Source organism: Pseudomonas sp. UBA6276, assembly GCF_002438365.1.
Classification (GTDB): Bacteria; Pseudomonadota; Gammaproteobacteria; order Pseudomonadales; family Pseudomonadaceae; genus Aquipseudomonas; species Aquipseudomonas coleopterorum.
This window is the reverse complement of the sequence record NZ_DJUS01000074.1, coordinates 310-26,607: the sequence shown is the minus strand read 5'-3', so window position 1 is coordinate 26,607 and position 26,298 is coordinate 310. Positions and strand designations below refer to the sequence as shown.

Below are 26,298 nucleotides of genomic sequence, written 5' to 3'. Positions count from 1 at the left end.
CAGCGCCTGCTCGGCCGATTCGGGCCAACCGCCGTTGTCGATGAACTGGGTGAGCCACTGGGTCAGGTCGTCGGCGTTGTCCGGGTCGACACTCATGCGCGCAGCGTTGCCGTTCAAGGTGTGACCCAGCTCGGTAGCGCTGTAGGCCTCGCCACGTCCCAACTCGGGACGTGGTTCGATGATGACAATGCGCTGCCCGCGCGGCTGCCTGAGCAACTGCACGGCCAGCAGGGTGCCGCTCAAGCCGCCTCCGATGATCACTACGTCGGCGAATCGGGATACAACGTTGATCATGTCTGACTTCTCGAAAACGATTTCTTCGATCATACGTCATGCAGTGCGCCGGGCCGTGGCGCTGCCGTCACGACAGCCTTCCATCCTGTCAGATCGAGGTCCTGTATGGCAGCGGGTTTGGCGAAGTAATAACCCTGTGCCTGGGATGCACCCATCTCGCGCAGCAGTTGCAAGGTGGCCAGGTCCTCTACCCCTTCGGCCACCACGGTCAAACCCAGCGACTCGGCCATGCGCACGATGGCACGGACGATGGCCCGACTGCGCGGACTGCCGGTCAACTCGAGAATGAACGACTTGTCGATCTTCAAGCCATTGAACTGGTACTGATGCACGTAGCTGAGCGAAGAGAAACCGGCACCGAAGTCGTCCAGCACCACGCTCATGCCGTGCTCGGCCAACTGCTGCATGGTGCGCTGGGCCATGGCCGGCTCGGCCACCAGCGCACCCTCGGTCAATTCCAGGCAGATCCGTGAAGCGTCCACCTGATGGCGTGCCAGTACCGCGAGCACTTCATCGGCAAAGCCGCTGCGAGTGATGCTGTAGCTGGAACAGTTCACATGCACCGGCGGCCAGTGGGCGTGAGCGGGCTCGGCAAGAATCTGCGCCACACGGGTGAGCATGTACAGGTCGAGACGACCGATCAGCCGCAGACCCTCGAGCGCCGGCAGAAAGTGTCCTGGCGCGATGATGCGTCCGTCCGGCTGATGCCAGCGGATCAATGCCTCCAGCGCCTGCACCTCACCGGTCTGGACATCGACGATCGGCTGAAAATACGGCAGCAGCTCGTCGCTGCGCTTGAGCGCATTGCGCAGCGCGCCCTCCTGTTCGACCTGATCGGACACTTCACGGCGCAGGGCCTGGTTGAACACCGCGTAGCTGTCACGACCGGCACTCTTGACCCGGTACATGGCCTTGTCGGCATCGCGCAGCAGGTCGGCGGGTTCGCTGTGGAATTGACGGTCGGCGCCGACGATGCCGATGCTGCACGAGGAAAACACTTCATGGCCATTGATGAAGAACGGGCGGTCGAAGGCCACCAGAATGCGTTCGGCGATCTCCACGGCCTCCTCCAGGCTCGAGTTCGGTGCCAGCACGGCGAACTCATCGCCGCCCAGGCGGGCCAGCAGGTCATCCTCGCGCAGGCAACTGCGCAGGCGGGCCCCTGCCTCCAAGAGCAACTGGTCGCCGAAATGATGGCCAAAGCTGTCATTGACCATTTTGAAACGGTCAAGATCGATGAACATCACCACCAGCTCACGGTCATTGGCGCAGTACTCGTGCCAGGCCTGTGCCAGACGTTGTTGCAGATGGATGCGATTGGGCAGCGCAGTCAGGGCGTCGTGGGCGTTTTCATACTGCAACTTGGCGTTGGCGTGGTCGAGCTCGCGGGTTCGACTCTGGACGCGGGCTTCCAGGCGCAGGTTGGCCTCATAGATGGCTTCGGCCGCGCTGCGCCGGGACAGCGCGGTATCGATGTGGCGCGAGACGAACGTCAGCAGGTCCTGATCGCGCAGGGTGTAGTGCACGTCGCTGGCGTAGCTCTGCACCACCAGCACGCCGCGCACACGGTCGTCGTCGAACAGCGGAACGCCCAGCCAGGATTGCGAGCGGATCGGCTCGCGGGTGTCGTCGACTTCGCCCTGGATCATCAAGCGGGTGGCGGCATCGAAGTCGATCAGGCAGGCGCAGCGTTGACGAATCACATACTCGGTCAATCCGCGCCTGCCACGGCGCGGCTGCGGTCGCCCGGTGAGTTGTTCGTCGACGTAATAGGGAAAGCTCACTTCACCACTTTCGCCGTCGAAGATGGCGATGTAGAAATTACGTGCATACAGCAGGTCGCCGACGATTACGTGGAGGCTGTGATAGAGGCCATCGAGTTCGCCGGGCTTGCTCGACAACTCGGCGATCTGGAACAGCGCCACCTGCAAATGCTCCGCACGTTTGCGCTCGGAGACTTCCAGGCGCAGCGCCGCGTTGAGCTGGGACAGCTCCTGGGTACGGCGCGACACCGTTTCTTCCAGGTCGGCACGATGCAGGATACGGTCAAGCGCCATGGCCACATGCCGGGCCACGACCAGAAACAAGGCGCGGTCTTCGGCACTGTATGCACGTTCGACGTCGTAGACCTGCATGGCGATCATGCCGAACACTTCGTCACGGGCATTCTTGAGCGGCGAGCCCATCCAGAACTCGGGAATATGCCCGACACAGTGGAATCGTCCCTGACGCCCGGCCAGGGCAATGCCCTTGGCGTCGATCAACAGTGGCTGGCCGCTGGTCAACACCTGGCCGGTCAACGACAGGTGGTCGGGAATGAGGTACTCGTAGTTCTCTGCTTCGAGCGCCTCGACATCGATCACATCGACGTAATAAGGGTAGGTGATCTTGCCGCTTTGCTCATCGTAAAGCGCCAGGTAGAAGTTTTCCGCATCGATCAAGGTGGCCAGCAGCTTGTGCACACCTACCAGGAAGATCCCACGGTCACGGGTGGAGCTGGCCAGGTAGGTGATTTCGTAAAGCACGCGCTGGGTGATCTGCGCCCGGGCGAGGGCATCGGTCTGGACCTGCCGGCCAATGGCGGCGGCCAGGTCGGCCAACGCGCCGTCATGAGGAATATGCAACGGCGCCATCAGCCAGCCGAGCACCGCCTCGCCCTGCCCGGTTGGCCACAGCTGCAGCCCGCAGCTGTCGCAGAAACGCTGCAGCTCGTGGTTGGCCAGGACCAGCGGCCAATGGCGCTGCGGGTCACCCTGACCTTCCAGGTGCAGCTGTTCACCGGCCCGGTACCAGGCCCACGCGGTGCTGTGGGACCAGTCACGGGCCTGCTGCAGAATCGCTTCGAGCGAAGCGGCATCGAGCATGGACGTGGAGCCTTTGCCGAACTTGGCAAAGGTCGGGGGATCGGAACTCATAGACGCTCCATGCCTGAAAACCAACGGTCTACATCTTCGAGCCTATGGCCATCTAATGGCAAGCCCCGCGAGCGACCCTAGGCCCGAGTGACGCTTTCGATGTGCCTGGCGGCCTGGATGTCATGCATGAATCGCTCCGCCGGCAGCGGGTGTCCGAGCAGGTAGCCTTGAAGGGAATCACACCCCAGCTGGGTCAGGAACAATTGCTGGTTACTGGTCTCCACGCCCTCGGCGACGATACGCAGGCCCAGCGCCTGACCCAGCGCCACGATTGCCGAGACGATCGCAGCGTCATCACCGTCCTGCTCCAGGTCGCGAACGAAGCCGCGATCGATCTTCAGCTCGTTGGCAGGCAGGCGCTTGAGGTACATGAGGCTGGAATAGCCTGTACCGAAATCGTCGATGGACAGATCGACGCCCATGTCCGACAGCTGCTGCAGCACCGTCATGCTGGCATCGGCGTCACTCATGGCGGTGCTCTCGGTGATTTCCAGAGTCAGATTGGCAGCTGCCAGCCCGTGCCGCGCCAGTGTGACGGCAACGCTGCGCACCAGTCCGGCGTGGCCGAACTGCAGGGCCGACAGGTTGACCGCGACACGCCAGTCATGGAAGCCCAGCTCGACCCACTCGCGCATCTGCCGACAGGCCTCGTCAAGCACCCAGTGGCCGATGTCGATGATCAACCCAGTGGTCTCCGCCAGGTCGATGAACGCCGCAGGCGCCAGCAGGCCCATGCGTGGGTGTTCCCAGCGCAACAGCGCTTCGGCACCGACCGGTTTGCCGCTGCGGGCATCGAACTTGGGCTGGTAGAACAGCCGCAACTGACGCTCGGCCACCGCCAGACGCAACTCCTGCAGCAGCTGCAAGCGCTTGCGGGCATCGGTGTTCATCGAGTTTTCGAAAAAGCTGTAGCCGTTCTTGCCAATGCTCTTGGCGTGGTACATGGCCGCATCGGCATTCATCAGCAGCTCGTTCTGGTCGATGCCGTTGCCGGGGTACAGCGCGATACCGATGCTGGCGGAAATATGCAGGCTGTGTCCGGCGACTTCGAACGTCTGGCCGATCAGGTGAACCTGGCGCGCGGCGATACCCTTGGCATAGGCCGCTGCTTCAAGGCTTACCAGCAGGACGAACTCGTCGCCACCGATGCGCGCCAGGGTGTCCTGGCCGTGCAGGCTGGTGCGCAGGCGCGAGGCGACGGCGCGCAGCAGCTGGTCGCCCATGTGATGGCCGAAGGCGTCGTTGACCGGCTTGAAACCATCCAGATCGATGAACATCACCGCAAGACAGCCGCCGACCGCATCGATCTGGCTGATCGCCTGGCCGATGCGGTCGGCCAGGAGAATACGGTTGGGCAACCCGGTCAGGTTGTCGTGCAGGGCCAGTTGGGTCAGTTCCTGGTTGGCCAGGGTCAAGGAATTGGCCAGCGCCGCAGTGCGCGACTCCAGGCGCGCATCGAGCACCGACGTCAGCAAGGTCATGCCCAGCACCGCCAGGGTCGTGACCAGCACCAGGTAATCGAGGCCATCCCCGGTAAGGCCGTCGAGGGCGCCACCACACACGCTGCCCTCGGGAAATTTGGCCGCGGCCATGCCGGTGTAGTGCATGCCGACGATGGCCAGGCCCATCAGCACCGACGCGCCGGCTCGGGCCAGTCGCACGTTCGGCCGGTTGCGCCGCAGGCGGAAGGCGATCCACAGCGCTGCGCCGGAAGCGCCCGCGGCGATGGCCAGAGAGGCGACGAACAGCACGGGGTCGTAGACGATGCCAGGCTGCATCTCCAACGCCGCCATGCCGGTGTAGTGCATGCTGCCGATGCCTGCGCCCATGATCAGCGCGCCGCCGACCAATTGTGGCCAGGGCAGCAGCGGCTGGCTGACCAGCCACAGGGCAAACCCTGAGCTCAGGACAGCGATGAGCAGCGACGCGGCGGTCAGGCCGAGGTCGTAGCCCAGTTGGATAGGTAATTCGAAGGCGAGCATGCCGATGAAGTGCATCGACCACACGCCGATACCCAACGCCAGCGCACCGCCGCTCATCCACAGATAGATCGCCCGACCCTGCGCCGTGGCGATGCGCCCGACCAGATCGAGTGCGGTATAGGACGCCAGGATGGCGACACACAGCGATACGGCCACGAGGGCGGAGGAATAGGTACCAATCAGCATCGATATCTTGACCAGGGCGTGCGGGGTTTCAGAGGTGGTACGAAACGCGGTTGCCGACGCCGCTGGCCTATTGTGCCGGTTCCTGCCAGCCGCCGCCCAGCGCCGCGATCAACTGCACGCTGGCGACCAGCCGACTCTGCATCAGGGTCAGCACGCTGCGCTCGTTGCTCAACGCCGTTGCCTGTACGTTGACCACGTCAAGATAGCCAATAAGCCCGGCCTTGTATTGGTTTGATGTGAGGCGCAACGACTCGCGGGCCGCCTGCAACGCCTCGTTGCGCACCGACGCCTCCTCGTCGAACACCTTCAACTGGCTCATGTAGTCTTCGACTTCCCGGAACCCGTCGAGCACGGTCTGACGATACTGCGCGACGGTCTGGTCGTAGGCCGCTTCGCTGCGGTCCACTTCCGCCGCACGCTGGCCGCCATCGAACAGGGTCATCGCCAGTTGCGGGCCGACCGACCAGAAACGGTTGGGCAGCGAGATCCAGTTGCTGAAGCTGCTGCTGCTGTAACCGCCGGAGAGGCTCAAGGTCAGATCAGGAAAGTAGGCGGTCTTGGCCACGCCGATTTCGGCATTGGCCGCCATCACCGAGCGCTCGGCGGCGGCAATGTCGGGACGTCGCTCGAGCAGCTGCGAGGGGACGGCCAGAGGGATCGCCGGCAACGCCGGGATCTCGGTGCTTGCAGCCAGGCTGAATTCGGCCGGTGCCATGCCGATGAGCACGGCAATGGCGTTTTCCAGCTGGGCTCGCTGCCAGGCCAGATCGATCAGGTCGGCCTGGGTGCTCTTGAGCTGGGTCTGTGCCAGGAACACCGCATCCTTGCCGGAAATCCCCGCCCGGTACTGGTTCTGAGTCAGGTCGAGCGAGCGCTGATAGGCTTGCACCGTGGCTTCGAGCAGGCGCTTCTGCTCGTCGATGACCCGCAATTGCAGGTAGTTCTGCACCAGCTCCGACTGCAGGCTCAGGCGCATCGCGGCCAGATCCGCAAGGCTGGCCTGAGCACTGGCCCGATCGGCCTCCAGCCCGCGGCGCAGCTTGCCCCAGATGTCGGCTTCCCAGCTCACGCCCAGCTGCGTGTTGTAGGTATCGCGAATGCCGCTGCTCGATTGGCTCAGGCTCGAACCGCTGCTGCCGGTCCCCTGGCTGGAGCGGGTCTTGCCCGCGCTCAGATCGACGGTAGGAAACAGCGCGCCGCGGGTGCTGCGGACCAGCGCCTGGGCCTGCCGGTATTGCGCCTCGTACTGGGCGACCGTCTGGTTGGAGCGGTTGAGCCTGAGCACCAGGGCATCGAGCTGGCGGTCACCATAGAGCTCCCACCAGGCGCCGCGCGCCATGGCATCGCTGGGGTTGGCCTGACGCCAGCCATCGGCCTGCTTGAATTGCACCGGCGTGGCGATCGTCGGGCGTTGGTAGTCCGGGCCCAGGGTGCAGGCGCCCAGCATCAGGCTGCACAGTGCCACACTGGCCAGGCGCGAGACGCGCGGAAAAACGGAATCGGTCATAGCGGAGTGTCCAGAGCGGCATCGGTACGCACGCCGCGCCGCTTGTTGAAGCGGTGGCGCAGGCGGTCCAGATAGAGGTAGACCACCGGAGTGGTATAGAGCGTGAGGATCTGGCTGAACACCAGGCCACCGATGATGGTCAGGCCCAGCGGACGGCGCATCTCGGCGCCTGCGGCGGTGCTGAACATCAACGGCAGCGCGCCGAGAATGGCCGCCATGGTGGTCATCAGGATGGGCCGCAGGCGCAGCAGGCAGGCCTGGCGAATGGATTCGGCCGGGCCCAGCCCTTCATTGCGTTCGAGTTGCAGCGCCAGGTCGATCATCATGATCGCGTTCTTTTTCACCACGCCAATCAGCAGAAACAGGCCCAGCAGCGAGATCAGGCTGAACTGGCCACCGGTCAGGTAGATGCTCAGCAAGGCCCCTACCCCGGCCGATGGCAAGGTCGAGAGAATGGTCAGCGGGTGAATGTAGCTTTCATAGAGAATGCCCAGCACCAGATACACCGCCACCAGCGCGCCGAGAATCATGAAAGGCTGGCTTTTCTGCGCGGCCGCGAAGGCATCGCCGGTGCCGGCGACCTTGACGATGATGTCCTCGGGCAGGCCGACCCGCACCAGCGCGCGCTCGATCAGTGGCGTGGCGACGTCCAGGGTCACCCCGCTGACCAGGTCGAAGGAGATGCTCTCCGAGGCGAACTGCCCCTCATGGCTGACGCTGTCGTCGGCCAGGCTGTTCTCGTAGTGGGCGATGCTCGACAGCGGTACGCGCTTGTTGTCGGTGGTGATCACCTGGACCTGCTCCAGGGTGATCGGATCCTGCGCATACCTGGGGTTGGTCTCCATCACCACCTTGTACTGGTTGAGGCTGTCGTAGATGGTGGAAATCTGCCGTTGGCTGTAGGCGTTGTTGAGCACCGAGGTCACGGTGCTCATGTCGATGCCCAGGCGCTTGGCCTTGTCGCGGTCGACGATCAGGGTCACCTGGGCGGCACCGCGGCCTTCGCGGGCATCGATGGCGGTCAGTTCCGGCAGCGCGCGGAAGGCCGCGACGATTTTCGGGTACCAGGTGCGCAGCGCGGACAGATCGCCGCTCTGGATGATGTACGAATACTGCGAGGTGCTCTGCTCCCGGGCCCCGCCGAACTGCAGGTCCTGGTCGGCCATCAGCATCAGGCGGCCGCCGGGTACCTTGGGCATTTCCTTGCGCAGACGCTCGATCACCTGCTGCGCGTTGATCTTGCGTTCTTCGATGGGCTTGAGGCGAACCAGAATGGTCGCGTTGTTGCTGCCGTTGTTGCCACCGATGAAGCCGGCCACGCTGTCGACCGCCGGGTCGGCGAGCAATGCGCGGCGATAGGTTTCCATCTTCGGCTGCATGACCGAGAAAGAAAGACCGTCGTCGCCGCGCACGAAGCCGATCAACTGGCCAGTGTCCTGCTGCGGCATGAAGGTCTTGGGCACCACCACGTAGAGGGCCACGTTGCCGATGATGGTCAGCAGCAAGCTGAGCAGGGTCAGCCTGCGGTGACGCAGAACCCAGCCCAGGCTGCGGTCGTAGGCAGCGACCATGCGCTGGTTGACGCGGTGACTGAAGCGCTGCAGGCGGTTGTCCTTCTCGGTCTCATGCGGCGTCAGCCAGCGCGCGCAGAGCATCGGCGTCAGGGTCAGTGAGACGAACAGGGAAACGACGATGGCCACCGCCAGAGTGATCGAGAATTCGCGGAACAGGCTCTCGATGATCCCGCCGATGAACAGGATCGACAGGAACACCGCCACCAGTGAGACGTTCATCGACAGCAGGGTGAAGCCGACTTCCTGGGTGCCCAGGTAGGCCGCGCGCAATGGCGGCACGCCGTTATCGATGTGTCGGGAAATGTTCTCCAGCACCACGATGGCGTCGTCCACCACCAGCCCGGTTGCCAGGATAAGCGCCATCAACGACAGGTTGTTGAGGGAGAACCCCCACAGGTACATGATCGCGAACGTCCCTACCAGCGACACCGGCACGGCCAGGGTGGGAATCAGCGAGGCGCGGAAATTGCCGAGAAACAGGAACACCACCAGCACCACCAGCACCACGGCGATGAGCAGGGTCATTTCGGCTTCGTGCAGGGTAGCGGTGATCACCGGCGAGCGATCCATGGCGATGTTCAGCTCGACACTGGCCGGCAACAACGCTTCCAGCGCCGGCAGCTGTTCCTTGATCTGGCTGACGGTCTGGATGATGTTGGCCCCGGCCTGGCGGTTGATCACCAGCAGCACAGCCGAATTGTCATTGTAGAACCCGCTGTTGTAGCGGTCCTCGACACCGTCGGTGACCTTGGCCACGTCGCTCAGGCGCAGCACCGACCCGTCCTGATAGCGGATGATCAGCGGCTTGTAGTCGTCGGCCTTGTCCAACTGGTCGTTGGCCTGCACCTGCCACTGGCGCTCGCCGTCCTCGACGAAACCGATCGGGCGCCGCACGTTGGTCCCGTCGATGGTAGTGCGCACGTCATCGAGCGAGACGTTGTACTGGTTGAGCAACTGCGGCTCGAGCTCGATGCGCACCGCCGGCAGCGAGCTGCCGCCGATCTGCACCTCCCCCACTCCAGGCACCTGGGACAGGCTCTGGGACAGGATGGTCGACGCCAGGTCGTACAGCTGACCCTTAGCCAGCACGTCGGAGGTCAGCGACAGGACCATGACCGGTGCCTGGGAAGGGTTGATCTTCTTGTAGGTCGGCATGCTGCGCATGCCACTGGGCAGCAGATTGCGCGACGCGTTGATCGCCGCCTGCACTTCCCGCGCCGCGCCGTTGATGTCACGGTCCAGGTCGAACTGCAGAATGACCCGGGTCGAGCCCTGGCTGGAACGGCTGCTCATGGTGGTCACGCCCGGAATGGCGCCGAACGATCGCTCCAGCGGCGTGGCAACGGTCGAGGCCATGACCTCGGGGCTGGCGCCGGACAGGTTGGCCGACACCACGATCACCGGGAAATCCATGCTGGGCAGCGGCGAGACCGGCAACAGGCTGAAACTGACCCCGCCCAGCAGCATGATCGCCACGCTCATCAGGAAGGTCGCCACCGGGCGACGGATGAAAGGTCCGGAGAGGTTCATGATTCAGCCTGTTCCACGGCGGCTGGTCGTCGCCCCCAGCGTCGACCCAGGCGGTCGAAGTACAGGTAGATCACCGGCGTGGTGAACAGCGTCAACACCTGGCTCACCAACAGCCCGCCGACCATCACCAGGCCCAGCGGCTGGCGCAACTCGGCGCCCGAACCGCTGGCGAGCATCAGCGGGATCGCGCCGAACAGCGCGGCCATGGTGGTCATGAGGATCGGCCGGAAACGCAGGAGCGCCGCCTGGTAGATCGCGGTCTCGGGATCCAGCCCCTGATTGCGTTCGGCCTCCAGGGCGAAGTNNTTCTTCTTGACGATGCCGATCAACAGGATGATGCCGATGATGGCGATCATGCCCAGGTCGTTGCCGCTGATCAGCAGCGCCAGCAAGGCGCCCACCGCCGCCGAGGGCAAGGTCGAGAGAATGGTGATCGGATGGATGTAGCTCTCGTAGAGCACGCCCAGCACGATGTACATGGTTACGATGGCCGCCAGCACCAGCAGCAGGGTGCTCTGCAACGACGCCTGGAAGGCTTCGGCAGCGCCCTGGAACTGGGTCTGCACGCCCAGCGGCATGCCGATGTCGCGCTGCACCTGTTCGATGACGTCGACCGCCTTGCCCAGCGCTATGTCATCGGCGAGGTTGAACGACATCATCACCGCCGGGAACTGACCGATGTGCGCGATGGCCAGCTGGGCCTGGCGCTGTTCGATGTGGGCCAGGCTCGACAGGCGCACCTGGGTGCCACTGGTGGCGGTGGTGTCGCTGTCGGCCGTCTGGTTGGTCGTGCCCGTGCCATTGACGCTGGCCTTGACGTAGATCTGCTCCAACGCCTGCGGCCCGAGGGTGCTGGCGTCGGTGGCCTGCAGCACCACTCGATACTGGCTCGACTGCGTGTAGATGGTCGAAATCTGGCGCTGACCGAAGGCGTCGTACAGCGCGTCGGTGATATCGGCGACATCCACCCCGACCCGCTTGGCCGCATCGCGGTCGATCACCAGGTACACCTGCAGGCCCTTGTCCTGCAGATCGCTGGCTACATCGGTGAGTTCAGGGCGCTGCTTCAGCGCGTCCACCAGACGAGCGCTCCAGGTGGCGAGCAGGTCGGCGTCCGGGGAGGACAGGCTGAACTGGTACTGAGTGCGGCTGACCCGATCCTCGATGGTCAGGTCCTGCACCGGCTGCATGAACAGGCGCACGCCAAGCAGCTTGTCGACCTCGGGCTGCAGTCGCGCGATCACCTGGCTGGCGGTGAGGTCGCGTTCGCTGTGGGGCTTGAGGTTGATCAGCAAGCGTCCACTGTTGAGCGTGGCGTTGTCACCGTCCACGCCGATGTACGAAGACAGGCTGGAGACGGCCGGGTCCTGCAGGATGATCCTGGCCAGGTCCTGCTGTCGCTCGCCCATGGCCTTGAAGGAAATCGACTGCGGCGCCTCCGAGATGCCCTGGATGACGCCGGTGTCCTGCACGGGAAAGAAGCCCTTGGGCACCACCAGGTACAGGAGCACAGTCAGGCCCAGGGTGACGACGGCAACCAGCAGCGTCAGCGGCTGGTGCCGCAGCACCCAACGCAGGCCGCCACCGTAACGAGCGATCAGCCAGTCGATCCAGGCGCCACTGGCCTTGTAGAAGCGGCTCTGCTCTTCTTCCTTGGGCTCGCGCTTGAGCAGGCGTGCGCACATCATCGGGGTCAGCGTCAGCGAGACTACAAGGGAAATGAGGATGGCCACGGCCAGGGTGATGGCGAATTCACGGAACAGGCGGCCAACCACGTCAGCCATGAACAGCAGCGGGATCAGCACCGCAATCAGCGAAAATGTCAGCGACAGCAGGGTGAAGCTGATCTGCCGCGCACCCTTGAGCGCAGCCTGCATCGGTGTCTCGCCTTCCTCGATGTGGCGCGAGATGTTTTCCAGCATCACGATGGCATCGTCGACCACGAAGCCCGTGGCCACGGTCAGGGCCATGAGGGTGAGGTTGTTGATCGAAAACCCGGCCAGGTACATCACGCCGAAGGTGCCTACCAGCGACAACGGCACGGCGATGGAAGGAATCAGGGTCGCGCTGAAGCGGCGCAGGAACAGGAACGTGACCATGACCACGAGGGCAATGGCGATCAGCAGCTCGTGCTGAACGTCGGTTACCGACGCGCGGATGGTCTGGGTGCGGTCGGTCAGCACCGTAACGTCGAGCCCGGCCGGCATGGTGTCGGTGATCGTGGGCAGCAGCGCCTTGATTCGATCGACCACGTCGATGACGTTGGCGCCTGGTTGACGCTGGATGTTGAGCAACACCGCCTGATTCTGGTTGGCCCAGGCAGCCAGCCGTTCGTTTTCGGCGCCGTCGACGATCTGCGCAACGTCACGCAGCCGCAGCGGGCCGCCGTTGTTGTACGCCAGGATCAGGTTGGCGTATTCCTCGGGCGAACGCAGTTGGTCGTTGGCGTCGAGCATCGACACCCGTGTGGGGCCATCGAAATTGCCCTTGGGCTGGTTGACGTTGGACGCGCCGATCAGGGTGCGCACGTCGGACAGGTTCAAGCCATTGGCTGCCAGCGCTTCGGGGTTGACCTTGATCCGGACCGCCTGACGCTGACCACCGGCGATGCTGACCATGCCCACGCCGCTGATCTGCGCGATCTTCTGCGCCATGCGGGTGTCGACCAGGTCGTTGAGCTTGGGCAGCGGCATGGTCTTGGAACTGATGGCGATGGTCAGCACCGGGGTGTCTGCCGGGTTGACCTTGTTGTACACCGGCGGGGCCGGCAAGTCCGAGGGCAGGAGGTTGCTGGCGGCGTTGATCGCCGCCTGCACCTGCTGCTCGGCGACGTCCATGTTGATCTCGAGGCTGAAGCGCAAGGTCAGCACCGACGCGCCGCCCGAGCTGGTCGAGGCCATCTGGGTCAGGCCGGGCATCTGCCCGAACTGGCGTTCAAGCGGCGCGGTGACCGCGCTGGTCATCACCTGCGGGCTGGCGCCGGGGTACAGCGTCATGACGCGAATCGTCGGGTAGTCGACCTGCGGCAGCGCCGACACCGGCAGCAATCGATAGGCGAGCACGCCCGCCAATACGATGGCGAGCATGGTCAAGGTCGTTGCGACAGGGCGCAGGATGAACAGCCGCGAGATATTCATGCCCCGGTCTTGCCCTTCTCGCCCGGCACACCGGCGCCATCCTGCCCCTGCAGATGCTGCCCCGGCGTGGTAGGGACCTTGGCGCTGTCATCGACCACTTCGACCCGGCTGCCATCGCGCAACCGATCGGTGCCTTCGAGCACGACCCGATCACCTTGGGCCAGACCTTGTTCGACCACAGTATTGGTGCCGTCGGTGGGGCCCACCTTGAGCTGACGGATCTTGACCTTGTCGTTACCGTCCATGGCGTAGACGAAGGTGCCGTCGACGCCGTACTGAACGGCTGCCGAGGGCACCAGCACCACCCCTTTGAGGGTATCCGAGAGCAGACGCACGTTGACGAACTGGTTGGGGAACAGGGCCTCGTCCTGGTTATCGAAGCGAGCCTTGAACTTCAGGGTACCGGTGGTGGTGTCGATCTGGTTGTCCAGGCTGCCCAGCACGCCGGTGGCCTGCTTGCGCGTATCGCCCCGGTCCCAGGCTTCCACGGTCAGCTTGGCGCCGCTGCGGTAACGCGCCAGCACTGGTGTGAGTTCGCTTTCAGGCAGGGTGAAAGCCACGGTGATCGGTTGTACCTGGGTGATCACCACCAGCGCGCTGGTGTCGTTGGCAGCTACCAGGTTGCCGATGTCGAGTTGGCGCAGTCCCAGCCGACCGGCGATGGGTGCGCGAATGCGGGTGAAGTCCAGGTTGAGTTTGGCGTCGTTGACCGCCGCCTGGTTGGTCTGGATGGTGCCCTGGTACTGCCCCACCAGCGCCTGCTGGGTATCCAGGGTCTGGCGAGCGATACTGTCTTCGGCGAACAAGCCTTCGTAACGCTGCAGGTCGATCTGCGCGTTTTTGAGTTGTGCCTGGTTCTGCGCCAGCGTCCCCTGGGCTTGCTGCAACGCGATTTCATAGCTGCGCGGGTCGATTTCCGCCAGCAGGTCGCCGGCCTTGACCCGCTGCCCCTCCTGGAAGTTGACCTTGACCAGCTCCCCGGCCACACGGCTGCGCACATTGACAGTATTGATCGCGGTCACCGTGCCCAGCGCCTTGTAGTACACCGGGAAGTCACCGGTGACCACATCCGCTACCCGCACCGGGGTAGGCTCGGCCGAACCGCCGAAACCAGGGCGCGCGGAACCTGCGTTGCGCCCCGCACTGGCGGGCGCGGCGGCGCCGTTCTCCGGGCTTTTCTTGGCCGGCCAGAACCACCAGCACAACGCGGCGACAACCAGCACCATCAACAGGCCGAACAGCCAGCGACGCGATTTACGGGGACCTGGGGACTGCATTGAATGATCGACCATTGTGCGGGAGGACTTCTACTTTGAGGAGGCTGAACGATAAGGAGTCGGCGGGCATAATCAAAGCGCCTTTACGGGCAATTTACCTTGGCCGGAAATGCAGCGGGAGGTTATAGGCGATCAACCCGTAGCAGCGGCGCGAGCCGCGTCACGGCCCACGCGGAGCATCTGACCCCACGCGGTGCCATCGGACGCGGCTTGCGCCGCTGCTACAACGACATCGCACCCTGTAGCAGCGGCGCGAGCCGCGACACGAGCTACGCGGAGCATCTACCCCCACGCGGTGCCACCGGACGCGGCTTGCGCCGCTGCTACAGCAACATCGCACCCCTGTAGCAGCGGCGCGAGCCGCGACACGAGCTACGCGGAGCATCTGACCTTACGCGGTGCCATCGGACGCGGCCTGCGCCGCTGCTACGGGGAATACGTCACTTCAAGACAGCGAGGGCCGCTGCGTAGTCGGGTTCCTGGCCGATTTCCGGAACCAGTTCGCTGTACAGCACCTTGTCGTTCTCGTCGAGGACGACGACGGCGCGGGCGGTCAGGCCCTTGAGGGCGCCTTCGGCGATGTCGACGCCGTAGGCGCGGTGGAAGTCATGGGCGCGGAAGGTCGACAGGTTCTGCACGTTCTCAAGGCCTTCGGCACCGCAGAAACGGGCCTGGGCGAACGGCAGGTCAGCCGAGATGCACAGGATGGCGGTATTGGCCACGTCGTTGGCCTGGGCGTTGAACTTGCGCACGGAAGTGGCACAGGTCGGCGTGTCGATGCTTGGGAAAATGTTCAGTACCTTGCGCTTGCCGGCCAGGCTTTGCAGCGAAACGTCGGCCAGACCGCCACCCACCAGGGTGAACGCCGGACCTTGGGCGCCGACCTGTGGAAGCTCACCGTCGACTTTGATCGCGTTGCCTTTGTGCGTCACTTGAGCCATGAACCTTATCCTTTTTCGAGAATGAGAAAGGGCAAAGTTAAGCATGAAAACGAGTGCCTGGCCTACGCGAAAAGTGAAAATAAACGTTCCGTACTGAGATGCACTCTGGCTGGCCGTAGAAATGCATCAACCGGCTCTGGCGTGGGACTCTGTCGTTGTTGGCCGGGGCCGCGCTCGCAGTTCGAGAACCAGCCTTGCGCGCTCGCGGGCATTGGTGACGCGGTCAAGAGGAATGTCCGCCCTGACCATCTCGACTTCATCGGTCTGGGGATTCATCAACTTCACGCACACTGACTGATCGCCAGTAACTGTACACACGCATTTCTGCGGCAGGAACGCCAGTTCGACGAGCCTGCGCAGTTCCAGTGCGCTGAGTCCGGGGGGCAGCATGGTCAATCTCCTCTGGGGCCGGTGATTGGCGTCCCACCCGTGACGCATTCGGTCTCGGGACTGCAGAACGTTTCGTGTTTCTCAAGGTATATACCTGCTTTCACGCAGGCGCAACGGGAGTTTTCGGCCTACCCCAAGATTCCGATAAGCTGCTGAAACATAAGGATATAAAATAGTTGTACAGATCATTCGAAGAAGCGTTTCAGCACGTCAAGACCTGTACACCCGTCGTCGACAGCGCAGCCCTGATCAGTCGCGAGACTTGGGAATCAGCCCCTGCAACTGCTGGGCGAAGAAGTGCGCGTCCAACTGACTGGATTCCGCCTCCTTGGTACCGCGATCCTTGCGCCAGAACCAGGCGCCGTCGGCCGAGTCCTTGACGATGGAAATGCTGCCGTGCCGATCCGAGGTCAGGCCTGCCACGGCAATGACCATCGCCCCGCCCTGCCCCATGACCTGCGGCACCAGCTCGACCCGACGCTGGGCCAGGATGATCGCCAGGGACTCGCTGATGAAGGGCGAGTGATCGCTGGGGTAGGTGCTGCTGGTGGCCACCCAAGGCGTGCGCTCGATCACCAGCAGCTGCCGCTCGGTGAGCGGCGCCAGCCAGGTTTCGATCTGAGCGAACAGGGCTTGGATACTGTCCCGCCAGTGCTGGCATTGATCCTTGAACGCCTGTTGCTGGCGTTGTTGGGTTGCGGCATGTTGCTGGAGCATGTCAGCCAGTTGCTGTACTTCGTCCATCGCTACCACCTCGGTGCGCGCCCGCCCTGGACTGACCGCAAATCGGCCGCCGCAGGTCGGGCATCGGTGGTCAGTGTAACAGGCTTGGTCACACGCTCAGGGAATAGACCAGCGCCGAGATGGCCACCAGGCCGACCAGCGTCACGAATACGTTGGACATGTGACCAGCGTACTTGCGCATGGCCGGCACGCGACGGATCGCGTACATCGGCATGAGAAACAGCAAGGCGGCAATGACCGGTCCCCCGAAGCTCTCGATCATGCGCACGATGTTCGGGTTGAGCGTGGCGACCAGCCAGCAGACCAGCAACATGAACAATGCGGTGAAACGATCAAGGGCCTTGGGGTTGGGACGGCGGCCGGACTTCAGCACCAGGCCCTTGACGCCTTCGCTGGCGCCGATGTAGTGCCCCAGGAACGACTTGGCGATAGCCACGATCGCGATCAGCGGCGCGGCGAAGGCGATCACCGGGTTGCTGAAGTGATTGGCCAGGTAGGACAGGATCGACAGGTTCTGTGCCTTGGCCTCGGCCAACTGCGCAGGCGACAGGGTCAGCACGCAGCTGAACACGAAGAACAGCACCAGCACCACCATCAAGCCATGGGCGCGGGCCAGGATCTGGCTGCTGCGTTGGTCGGCGAACTCCCCGTAGCGGCGTTTCTGGTCCACCGCGAAGGCCGAGATGATCGGCGAGTGGTTGAACGAGAACACCATGACTGGAATCGCCAGCCACAGGGTATGAATGAACGCGCCCGGAGCGGGCATCTCGCCTGCGGTGGCAAGGATGCCGCCGTTCCAATGGGGGATCAGATACAAGGCCAGCAGCAACAGTGCAACGATGAACGGATAGACCATCAGGCTCATCGCCTTGACGATGAATTGCTCGCCACAACGCACCACGATCAACAGGCCCAGGATCAATACCAGCGCCAACACCGCCCGCGGCGGGGTCTGCATGCCCAACTGGTGCTCCATGAAGCTGCCGACGGTATTGGTCAGGCCGACGCTGTAGATCAACAGGATCGGAAAGATGGCAAAGAAATAAAGCAGCGTGATCAACGCCCCGGCCTTGATGCCGAAATGCTCCTCCACGACATCGGTGATGTCGGTCCCGGCGCGTCCGGACAACACGAAGCGAGTCAGGCCCTGATGCGCGTAGTAGGTCATCGGAAAAGCGAGCACTGCGAGAATCATCAGTGGCCAGAAGCCGCCGAGGCCGGCGTTGATCGGCAGAAACAGCGTGCCGGCGCCGATCGCGGTGCCGAACAGGCCCAGCATCCATGTGGTGTCGTGGCGGTTCCAGGGCGTCAGCGCGGCGGGCGCCTGCGCGTATCGGGGGTCAAGGCTGTTGGCTTGCTCGTTCATCCGTTCGAATCTCCGCTTGCCGGTGTTCAATCGATGGCCGGAAGCGGAAAAACGTGCAGCTGGCAGCGCTCCGACCTTGAAAAGGGGCGTGATTGTCCAAGATTGTGCAAGGAAAGCAAAGGGTTACTCGAGCAACGGTGCGCCAAAGCCATTGCGACCCCTCGCCCAGGCGACGGATTGCAACCCAAGCGCGCGCAATGGCGTGCAGACCGCTTGACGAAACAACCTTTCAAGAACAACATTACAAGTGGAACGTCGTTACAATAATAAAATCCTGGAGCAATCCCATGAGCGATACCTTGCAACCCGACCCAAATTCCAAGCGCCAGTCGAGGAAAGCCGCCGCGAGCGGGTGGATAGGATCGGCGCTGGAGTACTACGACTTTTTCATATACGCCACTGCTGCGGCGCTGCTTTTCCCGCAACTGTTCTTTCCGACAGACAACCCGACTGTCGGCATCATCGTCTCGCTGGCCAGTTTCGGTGTCGGGTACATCGCCCGACCGATCGGTGCCGTGGTGCTGGGACATTTGGGCGACCGACATGGGCGCAAGACCGTGCTGGTTTACTGCATGTTTCTGATGGGTTTCTCGACGCTGAGCATCGGGCTGCTTCCGACCTACCAGCAGATCGGTATATGGGCGCCGGCGATATTGATCTTCCTGCGCCTGGTGCAAGGCTTCGCCGTCGCAGGCGAAGTGTCCTGCGCCAGCTCCATGACCTTGGAGCATGCACCCGACGGGCGTCGTGGTTACTTCGCCAGCTTCACGCTGCAAGGCGTACAGGCCGGGCAACTCCTGGCCGCCGCTGTATTCCTTCCGCTCGCCCAATTCATGCCTGCCGATCAGTTCGCTGCCTGGGGCTGGCGGATTCCGTTCCTGCTGAGCGCGGTGGTGCTGGTCGCCGGTTGGATCATCCGTCGCGAAGTTCATGAAGCCCCGGTGTTCACCGAAGCGAAGACTCATGCCAAACCCGAGAAATTGCCTGTGGTCGAAGTGATCACGCAAAGCTGGCGAGATGTGCTGCGGGTGATCTGCATGGCGCTCTCCGCGGTGCTTGCCATCGTCGCCTCGGTCTTCGGCGCAACCTATGCAGTCCAGCCTGCCTACGGTATTGGCTTCCCTTCCGGGGTGTTCATGTGGATTCCGGTACTGGGCAATTTGTGTGCAGTCGTTCTCATCCCCTTCGTTGGAAAGCTTTCGGACAGGATTGGCCGTCGACCTCCGGTCATCGTAGGTGTCCTGTGCGGCGGGCTGCTGTCATTCGCCTATCTCTACGCGATCAGCATTCACAACCTGTGGCTGTCGCTGATTCTGTCGCTGCTCATGTGGGGCGTAGCGTACCAAGGGTTCAACGGCGTTTTTCCAAGTTTGTTCCCCGAACTGTTCCGTACCCGGGTTCGTGTCACGGGTATGGCAATCGGTCAGAACATCGGCGTGGCCTGCACGGCGTTTCTCCCTGCCCTGTTCGTCACCATTGCGCCTCCCGGAACCGAGAACATTCCCCTGAAAATCGGCGCATTGACGTTCGGCATCTGCGCCATCTCTGCATTCGCCGCGTTCACTACCCGTGAAACCTACCGCATACGCCTCAAAGACCTGGGCGACCCCAATGCCGTCCCGATGTCGAAGGAGGAATATGAACGGGTGCAGGAACTGTCGAGCCGCAAGCCGGCAATGAACGTACCTCAATCGGTGTCGGTAACACGTTCCTGACGAGCAGCAGGCGGACTGTAAAGGTACTGTTCAGTGCTCTGCGCAGCGCCACATGCAGCTGGACTCACAAGCCCGATGCAGGCAGAAAGTGACGACACCTCGGCTTGCGCCGGTCAGCCCTGGGGCAACCCCCAGGGCTGACATGCCACCACAATCAATAAGGAATGAATGTGTGAACGTTGTTCTTCTGGAAGTAAGCCATTGGCACACGCCGCTGTATCTGGATGCTTTGGAGCGGCTGGCCGATGTCACCGTCACGGCGGTATCCGACGCTACCGGGACACGCGGTCCCGCCCTGGCCCAGCGCTTCGGTGCAAGGCTCTATGGTGATTGGCAGACGCTGTTGCAGGACCAGCCAGCTGACTTCGCCTTCGCCTTCGGTCCACACGATGAACTCCATGCCATGGGCAAAACGCTGATCGAACGGCACATCCCGTTCGCCATGGAAAAGCCTTGCGGGCTCACTCGGCAAGAAGTGCTGGAGTTGCAACGACTGGCCGACGCGGCTGATCTGTTCGTGGCCGTACCCCTGATCTGGCGGCACAGCGAACTATTGAGCCGGCTCAAAAGTGCGGCGCTGCACACCGGCGCCAAATGGAGGACCCAGTCATTTCGATTCAATGCCGGCCCACCCGATCGCTACCTGACCAACAGCTGTGCCTGGATGCTCGACCCACGACGCTCGGGAGGCGGCTGCACGATCAATCTGGCCGTTCACTTCGTTGATCTGATCGAGCAGATTTGCGCCGAACGCATACGCAGCGTTTCTGCAGTGATGTATCGTGACCCGCAACTGGCGGCCGTGGAAATTGGCTCCATGATGACTTTGGTAACCGAGAGCGGTTGCATCTGCACCATCGAAACGGGATACAACTATCCGGCCAATACCCCGGAACAGCGTGAGTATTCATTTTCATTGTCGAGCGATCGGTTCTACGCCCGTTCGACCGCAGAAGGCATGCGTATGGTCGATGCGACCGGCCAAGCCAGCGATCTGCAGATGAGCCTGAACTCGGACGTGTATTACGACAACTTCGTGACCGATGTTCTTGCTGCTGATCGTGACACTGCCTATAAAGGTGCAAGACTTGCGACAATGCATACGGTCCTGAGTATCATCGAGGCTGCTTATGAATCGGATCGCCTGGGTGGCCTTCCCGTTCGGCTCTAGCATCGTGAAGCAAAGTTGCCTGGCGTCGGCCGGCAGCGTAGAGGATTGGAAACTTGTCGCATATTGGACGTTACTTCAACACCCTGGAACTGCTGCTTGCTCATCCGGGTGGTCTTTCTCTGTCTGAGATCAGTGAGCAGACCCAAGTTGCGATGGCAACGGCGCACCGCATATTGAGCGCGCTTCGAGAAAGGGGATATGTTTGCCAGGACGAACAAGATCACTACCGCTTGACGCTGAAGATTCCCAGCATGGGCATGAGTTTCATCAATGAAACGGGATTTGCCAGAATCATGCAGCCATTGCTGGACGACCTGGCCGTTGAAACCGGCGAGCACGTTCGGCTGGCGGAGGTAGCGGAAGATCATCTGACCTGGGTACTTCAGGCCACCAAGAACACTCGGGGCCTGCAATACCGCCGGGCCTTGGATGAAAAGATCATCCCGCACACGACCGCGGCAGGAAAAGTGTGGCTGTCGACCATGCGCGACGAGCGCGCCATGCGGATCCTGTCAGCCTGGGACATAGAAAACACCCGAGACTATGCAGGCCCCAACGCGCGTGTTTCGATTCGCGACATTTTCGATGACATAGCCTTGATTCGCAGCGAAGGACATGCGGTCGTGCGCGAGGAAGGCGAAGTCGGCGTGTGCGTAGTGGCAGTGGCGGTCTTCGACGCCTCGCGCCCAGCCAACACCGCGCCTGCGGGGACTCTGAGCATTGCCGGCCCCATAGCACGCATGCGCGAAGAAACGCTTGATGCACACCTGGCAAGCCTCAAGCGTTCGGCCATCAAGCTGGGCGAACACTGGGCGCTCTGGAATTCGGTGAGCGAAGAGTGATTCATTGCCCCCATCGCGCGCATGCAGGCGCTGCGATATGCCAAGTAACGTCCCATGTGCCTGGTCCCTTCTGATCCCTACGCCTGCAACGGATCGCATTGCAGGCCCTGAGGGCCTGCAAATCCGTGGGCTGCCTAGGGAATTTTCCATCCCTTGGCGCGCAGGTCCGCCACACCCTTGTTCAGTTCATGCAACGCGTTTTCCTCGCGGATAATTTCAAGCACGCAGTTTTCGATACCGCAGGTGGCTTGAACGGCCTCACCCAGCCCTACGAAGTCGACTACACCGGTCCCAACCGGATCATGCCCCCAGGCATCCATACCGGTGTCCGACACATGCACAAACTCGATAGCAGCGTGGTACGCCAGCAAGCTCGCGACCGGATCTTCAGCGATGTACGCGGCGTTGGCGATGTCGTAGACAACCCTGACCGCGTCATCGTTGAGGGTTTCGACCACTTCTGCCAGTTGCGGCATCGTGGGGGTGAAGCAGTACGGCGTGTTCTCGAGAAGCAGCCGGACACCGGCCTGCTTCGCCATCGGTGTCAGCACCGCAAGGCTTTCGTACATCCAGTCGTAGGTCTTTTCCAGTGGCGGGGAAATCATCGGTCGACGAGTGCCAGGGGATATCACCACCTCTTGCGTACCCCAGGCGGCGGCCAGATCGATCACTGCCTTGATGTGATCGATACTTTTCCGACGCATGTTCGCAGCGGGGCTGGCCAGATTGATGTCATAGCCGCCAGCGTTGAGGGACCTGACCTTGGCACCGTAACCCAGCAGCCGCACGTAGGCTTCGGACTGCTGGGCAGTCGAGAGTTCCACGGGCCAGCAATGGGGCGAACTGACAGGCACTTCGAACACGCGATGCCCGTGCTCGGAAAGTTCGGCAATGGCATCGATGGCCGTGGACGCCCATAGGTAGGAAAACGTGCTGATGATCATGCTGAAATTCCCTTCTTGTTATTGTTTCGACAAATGGAGAACGCCACGGCCTATGAGTCCGGTGATTGGCCAAGGCCATACAACGCCTCGGTCTTACTTGGCCAGCGGATCGCCGCACTAGCAGCCGGGGTACGCTAGAAAAAGACCAAAAAAACATAATGGAATCGAGTTACGTTGTCAATTCGATTGCAAAGCGCAAGCTGTTTTCGTATGTTGGCATTGTTTCGAATGTCCCGGTTCAAACAACGACATCCAATAAATCCAATAAGAAGGACTGCATCAATGAGAGCTCTGGTCAGTGGTGGTAGCAGTGGTATCGGCGCGTCGGCCTGCATAAGAATCGCGGAGGCAGCTCTGGCTCGGGGAGTCCAGCCTAGAATTGCGGTCTGTGGACATGCCCCGAATGACACACAGAAAGAAGTCGTCAGGTCCATCGAGGCTATGGGAGGAGTCGCCATTTCATTGTGCGGCGATCTCGGCAAGGATGAAGTACCGAGTCAGCTGGTGGCGACAGCGGTCGCGGAGTTCGGCGGGCTTGACGCCCTGGTGGCCAATGCCGGCATCGCCAGTCCTGGCAAGATTTGCGACCTGACGCTTGCAGATTGGGACGATATGTTTTCGGTCAATCTACGCGGCGCCTGGCTCCTCGCCAAAGCCAGTTACCCGCATTTGCGGGAGAGCGGTGGTGCGGCCTGTTTTACCTCTTCAATGTCTGGTCAGATTCCACATGCCGGCTCGGGCGCCTACAGCCCTACCAAAGCGGCATTGACGATGCTTGCCCAGACACTGGCACTGGAGTGGGCACCCGAAGGTATCCGCGTCAACGTGGTCTCCCCGGGCATGACACACACGCCCATGTCCGAAAAGATCTACGCTGACCCACAACTCAAGAAAGCCCGAGAGGCAATCATTCCGTTGGCCAGGATTGGGCAACCGGTCGATATCGCAAATGTGATCGAGTTTCTGGTCGGCCCATTGTCAGGATACGTGACGGGGCAAGATATCTGCGTCGACGGTGGCTTCTCCAAGTCCATCCTCAACCACATACCCGGCCGGCCCGGCTCGAAATCCTGATCACAGGAAAGGCCAAGCGTCGTCAGCGCTGAACCGGAGCATGGTCCAGGGCAATCCAGTCCGCGGTATCCAGCGCGGACATGGGCCGGGCGAAGTAGTAGCCCTGCACATAGCGGCAGCCCAGTGCGACCAGCGCCTGGACCTCCTCTCGGGTCTCCACGCCCTCGAAAATGCAATCCAGGTCCATGTCCTGGGTCAGTGCGAGCAAGGATTTGACGATTTTGTAACTGGCCGGCTTCTCATGCAGGCGGGCGACGAAACTGCGATCGACCTTGAGTTTGGTCAATGCCAGCGCATGCAGGTGACTGAGGCTGGAATAGCCGGTGCCGAAATCGTCCAGGGAAATGCCGCAACCCAACGAGCGCAGGGTGGCGATCGCTTCCTGGACCAGATCCAGATCCTTGAGGGTCGCCGTCTCGGTGATCTCCAAGTCGACCCGACTCGGATCGAACAGCCCACTGGTGAGCAGCTGGACGATGGACTGGACCGCGTCGGGCGAACCGCAGTCATGGGCCGACAGGTTGAAGGAAAGACGAATCGGCGCCGGCCAGGCGGCGGCACCCCGCAAGGCCTTGGCCAGCAGCGGCAGGGTCAGGCGATTGATCATGCCGCTGCGCTCGGCGACCGGAATGAACTGGCCGGGCGGCACCGGCCCCAGCTCGACGCTCTGCCAGCGCGCCAAGGCCTCGAAGGCGACGGTGGCACCGGTCTGCAGGTCGACGATGGGCTGGAAGGCGACATGGAATTCACGCTCCAGATCCGCACGTCGCAAGGCCTGTTCGGTGATGATCGCGCTTTGCAGCTGCTTGCGGTGCGCAGCCGAGAACAGCGACATATGGCCGACGAAATGGTGCTTGCTCTGGTACAGCGCGTAATCGGCGTACTCGAACAATTCATGGGCATTGCCAGCCAGATCGGGAAAGGTCGCCAGACCCATGGACGCGCCCACCTGGATCGGCACATCGACCAGCAGGTACGGTTTGCTCAGCTCTACACAGATGCGTTCGGCGAACAGGGATATCTCCAGGTTGTCACCACAGTCGGGGAGGATCAGCGCGAATTCGTCGCCTCCCAAGCGCGCGACCTGGACATTATCGGGCAGCAGCGCAGCCAGGCGTGTACCGACCTCGGCCAGCAGGCGGTCGCCGACACTGTGACCGTACAGGTCGTTGACCGGCTTGAAGCCATCGAGGTCGAGGATGCCCACGCCCAGGCGTTGGCCCTCCTCGCCCGCCTTGGCCAGGCAGGTGTCCAGGCAGTTGAAGAACCAGCGCCGGTTGGGCAATCCGGTCAGGCTGTCCTTGTTGGCCAGTAAAAAGTTCTCGTCGCTCAGGGCTTCGCTGCGCGCCTGGGCGTTCACCAGTCCGGTGAAGTTGCGATAGTTGTTCTGCAGCACCACCAGCATGATGCCGGTGACCAGCAACACGTTGACGCTGGTGGCGATGAAGGTGGGGTTGTCGGTAGAGGCAAAGAATGCGACGAAGGCGACGTTGACCACCACCGCCGTCATCAGCGCCGCAGAACGCAGGTGCATCAGGCAGAAAATGCAGCCGATCACCGTAATGGCCATGTAGAAGGCCACGTGCGCCTTGGCATAACTGTCGCCATAGGGAAACAGCGCCAGGGCCCAGACCGTGAAACCGATGGCGACCACGCAGCAGATACGGTTGGTGCGCGCCAGTGCCTGGGCGACCTCGACGTCATCGGGTTGCTGCTGCCAGCCTCGACGCCAGGCCACCGCCCGCACCAGGCTGATGAGGGTCAACACCAGAGGGATGTGCACGGTCATCCACACCGGCGAACTGGCCATGTGGGTAAAGGCCAGTGCCCAGCTGTTGATCAGCAGGATGAAGTACATCAGAGGAATCTGCCTGGCCAGGGCCTTGTACTGGGCCGCGAGCAGACGCGAGTTGCCTTGAGGTACGCTGCACAGCCGTTTGATCAGAGCGAACAGGCCGGTGCAGGAAAAGCGTCTGGTCGTAGACATCATGTCCGAATGTATGGCTGTAATCAGAGGGTGTCGGCCGAACTCAGCTTTACTGTAGCCAACCGGACGCGATCGAGGCGGTTTATTTGTGTGGCCCGACAGGCTGGGCGCTGGCGGCGTCGGCTTTACCGCCCAGGTACCAGCCCACCACGCCCCACAGCGCGGCGCAGGCGGCGCCCACCAGCGCGATCAGCACCACGCCCTGACCGAGCAGGTCGAGCAGGCTCTTGACCCAGCCGCTGAAGGCGTCGCCACCGCGGTAAACCACGGTGTCGATGAAGTTCTTCGCCTTGTACTTGGTTTCCGCGTCCAGCGGCGCAAACAGCATCTCGCGCCCAGGTCGCACGAACGCGTATTCACCAATGCGCCGGGCAATCATCAGCCCCGCCAGAATGGCGAAGCTCGGCGCCAGCGCCAGCCCGATGAAACCCAGGCACACCAGCGCCGGCACCAAGGCCAGCAAGGTCTTCACCCCCAGTCGCTGGGCCAGCCGACCGGTGATGAACAGCTGCGCGGTGAGTGCGCCGGCCTGAACGACGAAATCGATGATGCCGAATACCCGGACCTGCTCCTCGCGGCTGGGGTACAACTCGGCCACCAGGCGCGCCTGCTCGAAATACAGAAAGGTGCTGACCGTGGCCAACAACACCACGAAGGCGCAGACGCCCAGCAGATAGCGCGATTGCAGCACACGGGTCAGTCCGCTGAACGGATTGCCAGCC

The 26,298-nt window shown here is 62.4% G+C and carries 17 protein-coding genes and 1 pseudogene; 4 read left to right on the top strand and 14 right to left on the bottom strand.

Annotation, left to right across the window (positions count from 1 at the left end; translation table 11 throughout):
* The 11 genes from B2V21_RS08780 to B2V21_RS08730 form a co-directional block, all read right to left on the bottom strand.
* Nucleotides 1-294, bottom strand: a 294-nt coding sequence (locus tag B2V21_RS08780; RefSeq protein ID WP_286916628.1) for an FAD-dependent oxidoreductase, incomplete at its 3' end; no start/stop codon positions are given.
* Between the two features lie 29 nt (nucleotides 295-323).
* On the bottom strand, nucleotides 324-3,158 hold the full coding sequence (locus B2V21_RS08775; RefSeq protein WP_286916629.1) for a bifunctional diguanylate cyclase/phosphodiesterase: 2,835 nt from the start codon (nucleotides 3,156-3,158) through the stop codon (nucleotides 324-326).
* Nucleotides 3,159-3,286: 128 nt separating this feature from the next.
* Nucleotides 3,287-5,377, bottom strand: coding sequence for a putative bifunctional diguanylate cyclase/phosphodiesterase (locus tag B2V21_RS08770; protein WP_286916627.1), 2,091 nt, complete (start codon nucleotides 5,375-5,377; stop codon nucleotides 3,287-3,289).
* A 67-nt stretch (nucleotides 5,378-5,444) separates the two neighbouring features.
* On the bottom strand, nucleotides 5,445-6,884 hold the full coding sequence (locus tag B2V21_RS08765) for an efflux transporter outer membrane subunit (protein WP_049860182.1): 1,440 nt from the start codon (nucleotides 6,882-6,884) through the stop codon (nucleotides 5,445-5,447).
* Nucleotides 6,881-9,988, bottom strand: a complete 3,108-nt coding sequence (locus B2V21_RS08760; RefSeq protein WP_286916626.1) for an efflux RND transporter permease subunit — start codon at nucleotides 9,986-9,988, stop codon at nucleotides 6,881-6,883. The genes B2V21_RS08765 and B2V21_RS08760 overlap by 4 nt, the downstream gene beginning before the upstream one ends.
* Nucleotides 9,985-13,125: an MdtB/MuxB family multidrug efflux RND transporter permease subunit gene (locus B2V21_RS08755; protein WP_286916625.1), complete on the bottom strand. Its 3,141-nt coding sequence runs from the start codon at nucleotides 13,123-13,125 to the stop codon at nucleotides 9,985-9,987. The genes B2V21_RS08760 and B2V21_RS08755 overlap by 4 nt, the downstream gene beginning before the upstream one ends.
* Nucleotides 13,122-14,417, bottom strand: coding sequence for an MdtA/MuxA family multidrug efflux RND transporter periplasmic adaptor subunit (locus B2V21_RS08750; RefSeq protein ID WP_286916624.1), 1,296 nt, complete (start codon nucleotides 14,415-14,417; stop codon nucleotides 13,122-13,124). Before B2V21_RS08750 ends, B2V21_RS08755 begins: the two co-directional genes overlap by 4 nt.
* 425 nt (nucleotides 14,418-14,842) lie before the next feature.
* Entirely contained in the window at nucleotides 14,843-15,343 is a 501-nt protein-coding gene (gene tpx, locus B2V21_RS08745; protein WP_286916623.1) for a thiol peroxidase, read from the bottom strand.
* Between the two features lie 126 nt (nucleotides 15,344-15,469).
* Nucleotides 15,470-15,733 carry a DUF1652 domain-containing protein gene (locus B2V21_RS08740; protein WP_286916622.1) on the bottom strand — a complete coding sequence of 88 codons (264 nt, stop codon included), beginning with the start codon at nucleotides 15,731-15,733 and terminating at the stop codon, nucleotides 15,470-15,472.
* Between the two features lie 249 nt (nucleotides 15,734-15,982).
* Nucleotides 15,983-16,477 carry a hypothetical protein gene (locus B2V21_RS08735; RefSeq protein WP_049860176.1) on the bottom strand — a complete coding sequence of 165 codons (495 nt, stop codon included), beginning with the start codon at nucleotides 16,475-16,477 and terminating at the stop codon, nucleotides 15,983-15,985.
* A gap of 88 nt (nucleotides 16,478-16,565) precedes the next feature.
* Nucleotides 16,566-17,843, bottom strand: coding sequence for a serine/threonine transporter (locus B2V21_RS08730; protein ID WP_286916621.1), 1,278 nt, complete (start codon nucleotides 17,841-17,843; stop codon nucleotides 16,566-16,568).
* A gap of 287 nt (nucleotides 17,844-18,130) precedes the next feature.
* Between B2V21_RS08730 and B2V21_RS08725 the strand changes: the two genes are divergently transcribed.
* The 3 genes from B2V21_RS08725 (at nucleotide 18,131) to B2V21_RS08715 (ending at nucleotide 21,571) form a co-directional block, all read left to right on the top strand.
* Nucleotides 18,131-19,558 carry an MFS transporter gene (locus tag B2V21_RS08725; protein ID WP_286916620.1) on the top strand — a complete coding sequence of 476 codons (1,428 nt, stop codon included), beginning with the start codon at nucleotides 18,131-18,133 and terminating at the stop codon, nucleotides 19,556-19,558.
* Nucleotides 19,559-19,730: 172 nt separating this feature from the next.
* Entirely contained in the window at nucleotides 19,731-20,729 is a 999-nt protein-coding gene (locus tag B2V21_RS08720) for a Gfo/Idh/MocA family protein (RefSeq protein WP_286916619.1), read from the top strand.
* Nucleotides 20,730-20,782: 53 nt separating this feature from the next.
* On the top strand, nucleotides 20,783-21,571 hold the full coding sequence (locus B2V21_RS08715) for an IclR family transcriptional regulator (RefSeq protein WP_286916618.1): 789 nt from the start codon (nucleotides 20,783-20,785) through the stop codon (nucleotides 21,569-21,571).
* 134 nt (nucleotides 21,572-21,705) lie between these two features.
* On the opposite strand, the gene B2V21_RS08710 is transcribed toward B2V21_RS08715, so the two are convergent.
* Nucleotides 21,706-22,515 (bottom strand): sugar phosphate isomerase/epimerase family protein, encoded by an 810-nt coding sequence (locus B2V21_RS08710; RefSeq protein WP_286916617.1) that lies wholly within the window; start codon nucleotides 22,513-22,515, stop codon nucleotides 21,706-21,708.
* Between the two features lie 282 nt (nucleotides 22,516-22,797).
* On the opposite strand from B2V21_RS08710, the gene B2V21_RS08705 reads away from it, so the two are divergent.
* Complete coding sequence (locus B2V21_RS08705; protein ID WP_286916616.1) at nucleotides 22,798-23,589, top strand: SDR family NAD(P)-dependent oxidoreductase; 792 nt, start codon at nucleotides 22,798-22,800, stop codon at nucleotides 23,587-23,589.
* A 22-nt stretch (nucleotides 23,590-23,611) separates the two neighbouring features.
* On the opposite strand, the gene B2V21_RS08700 is transcribed toward B2V21_RS08705, so the two are convergent.
* Nucleotides 23,612-25,576, bottom strand: a complete 1,965-nt coding sequence (locus B2V21_RS08700; protein WP_286916615.1) for a putative bifunctional diguanylate cyclase/phosphodiesterase — start codon at nucleotides 25,574-25,576, stop codon at nucleotides 23,612-23,614.
* A gap of 82 nt (nucleotides 25,577-25,658) precedes the next feature.
* Nucleotides 25,659-26,298 (bottom strand): annotated as a pseudogene (locus tag B2V21_RS08695) (MFS transporter); the annotation flags it as partial.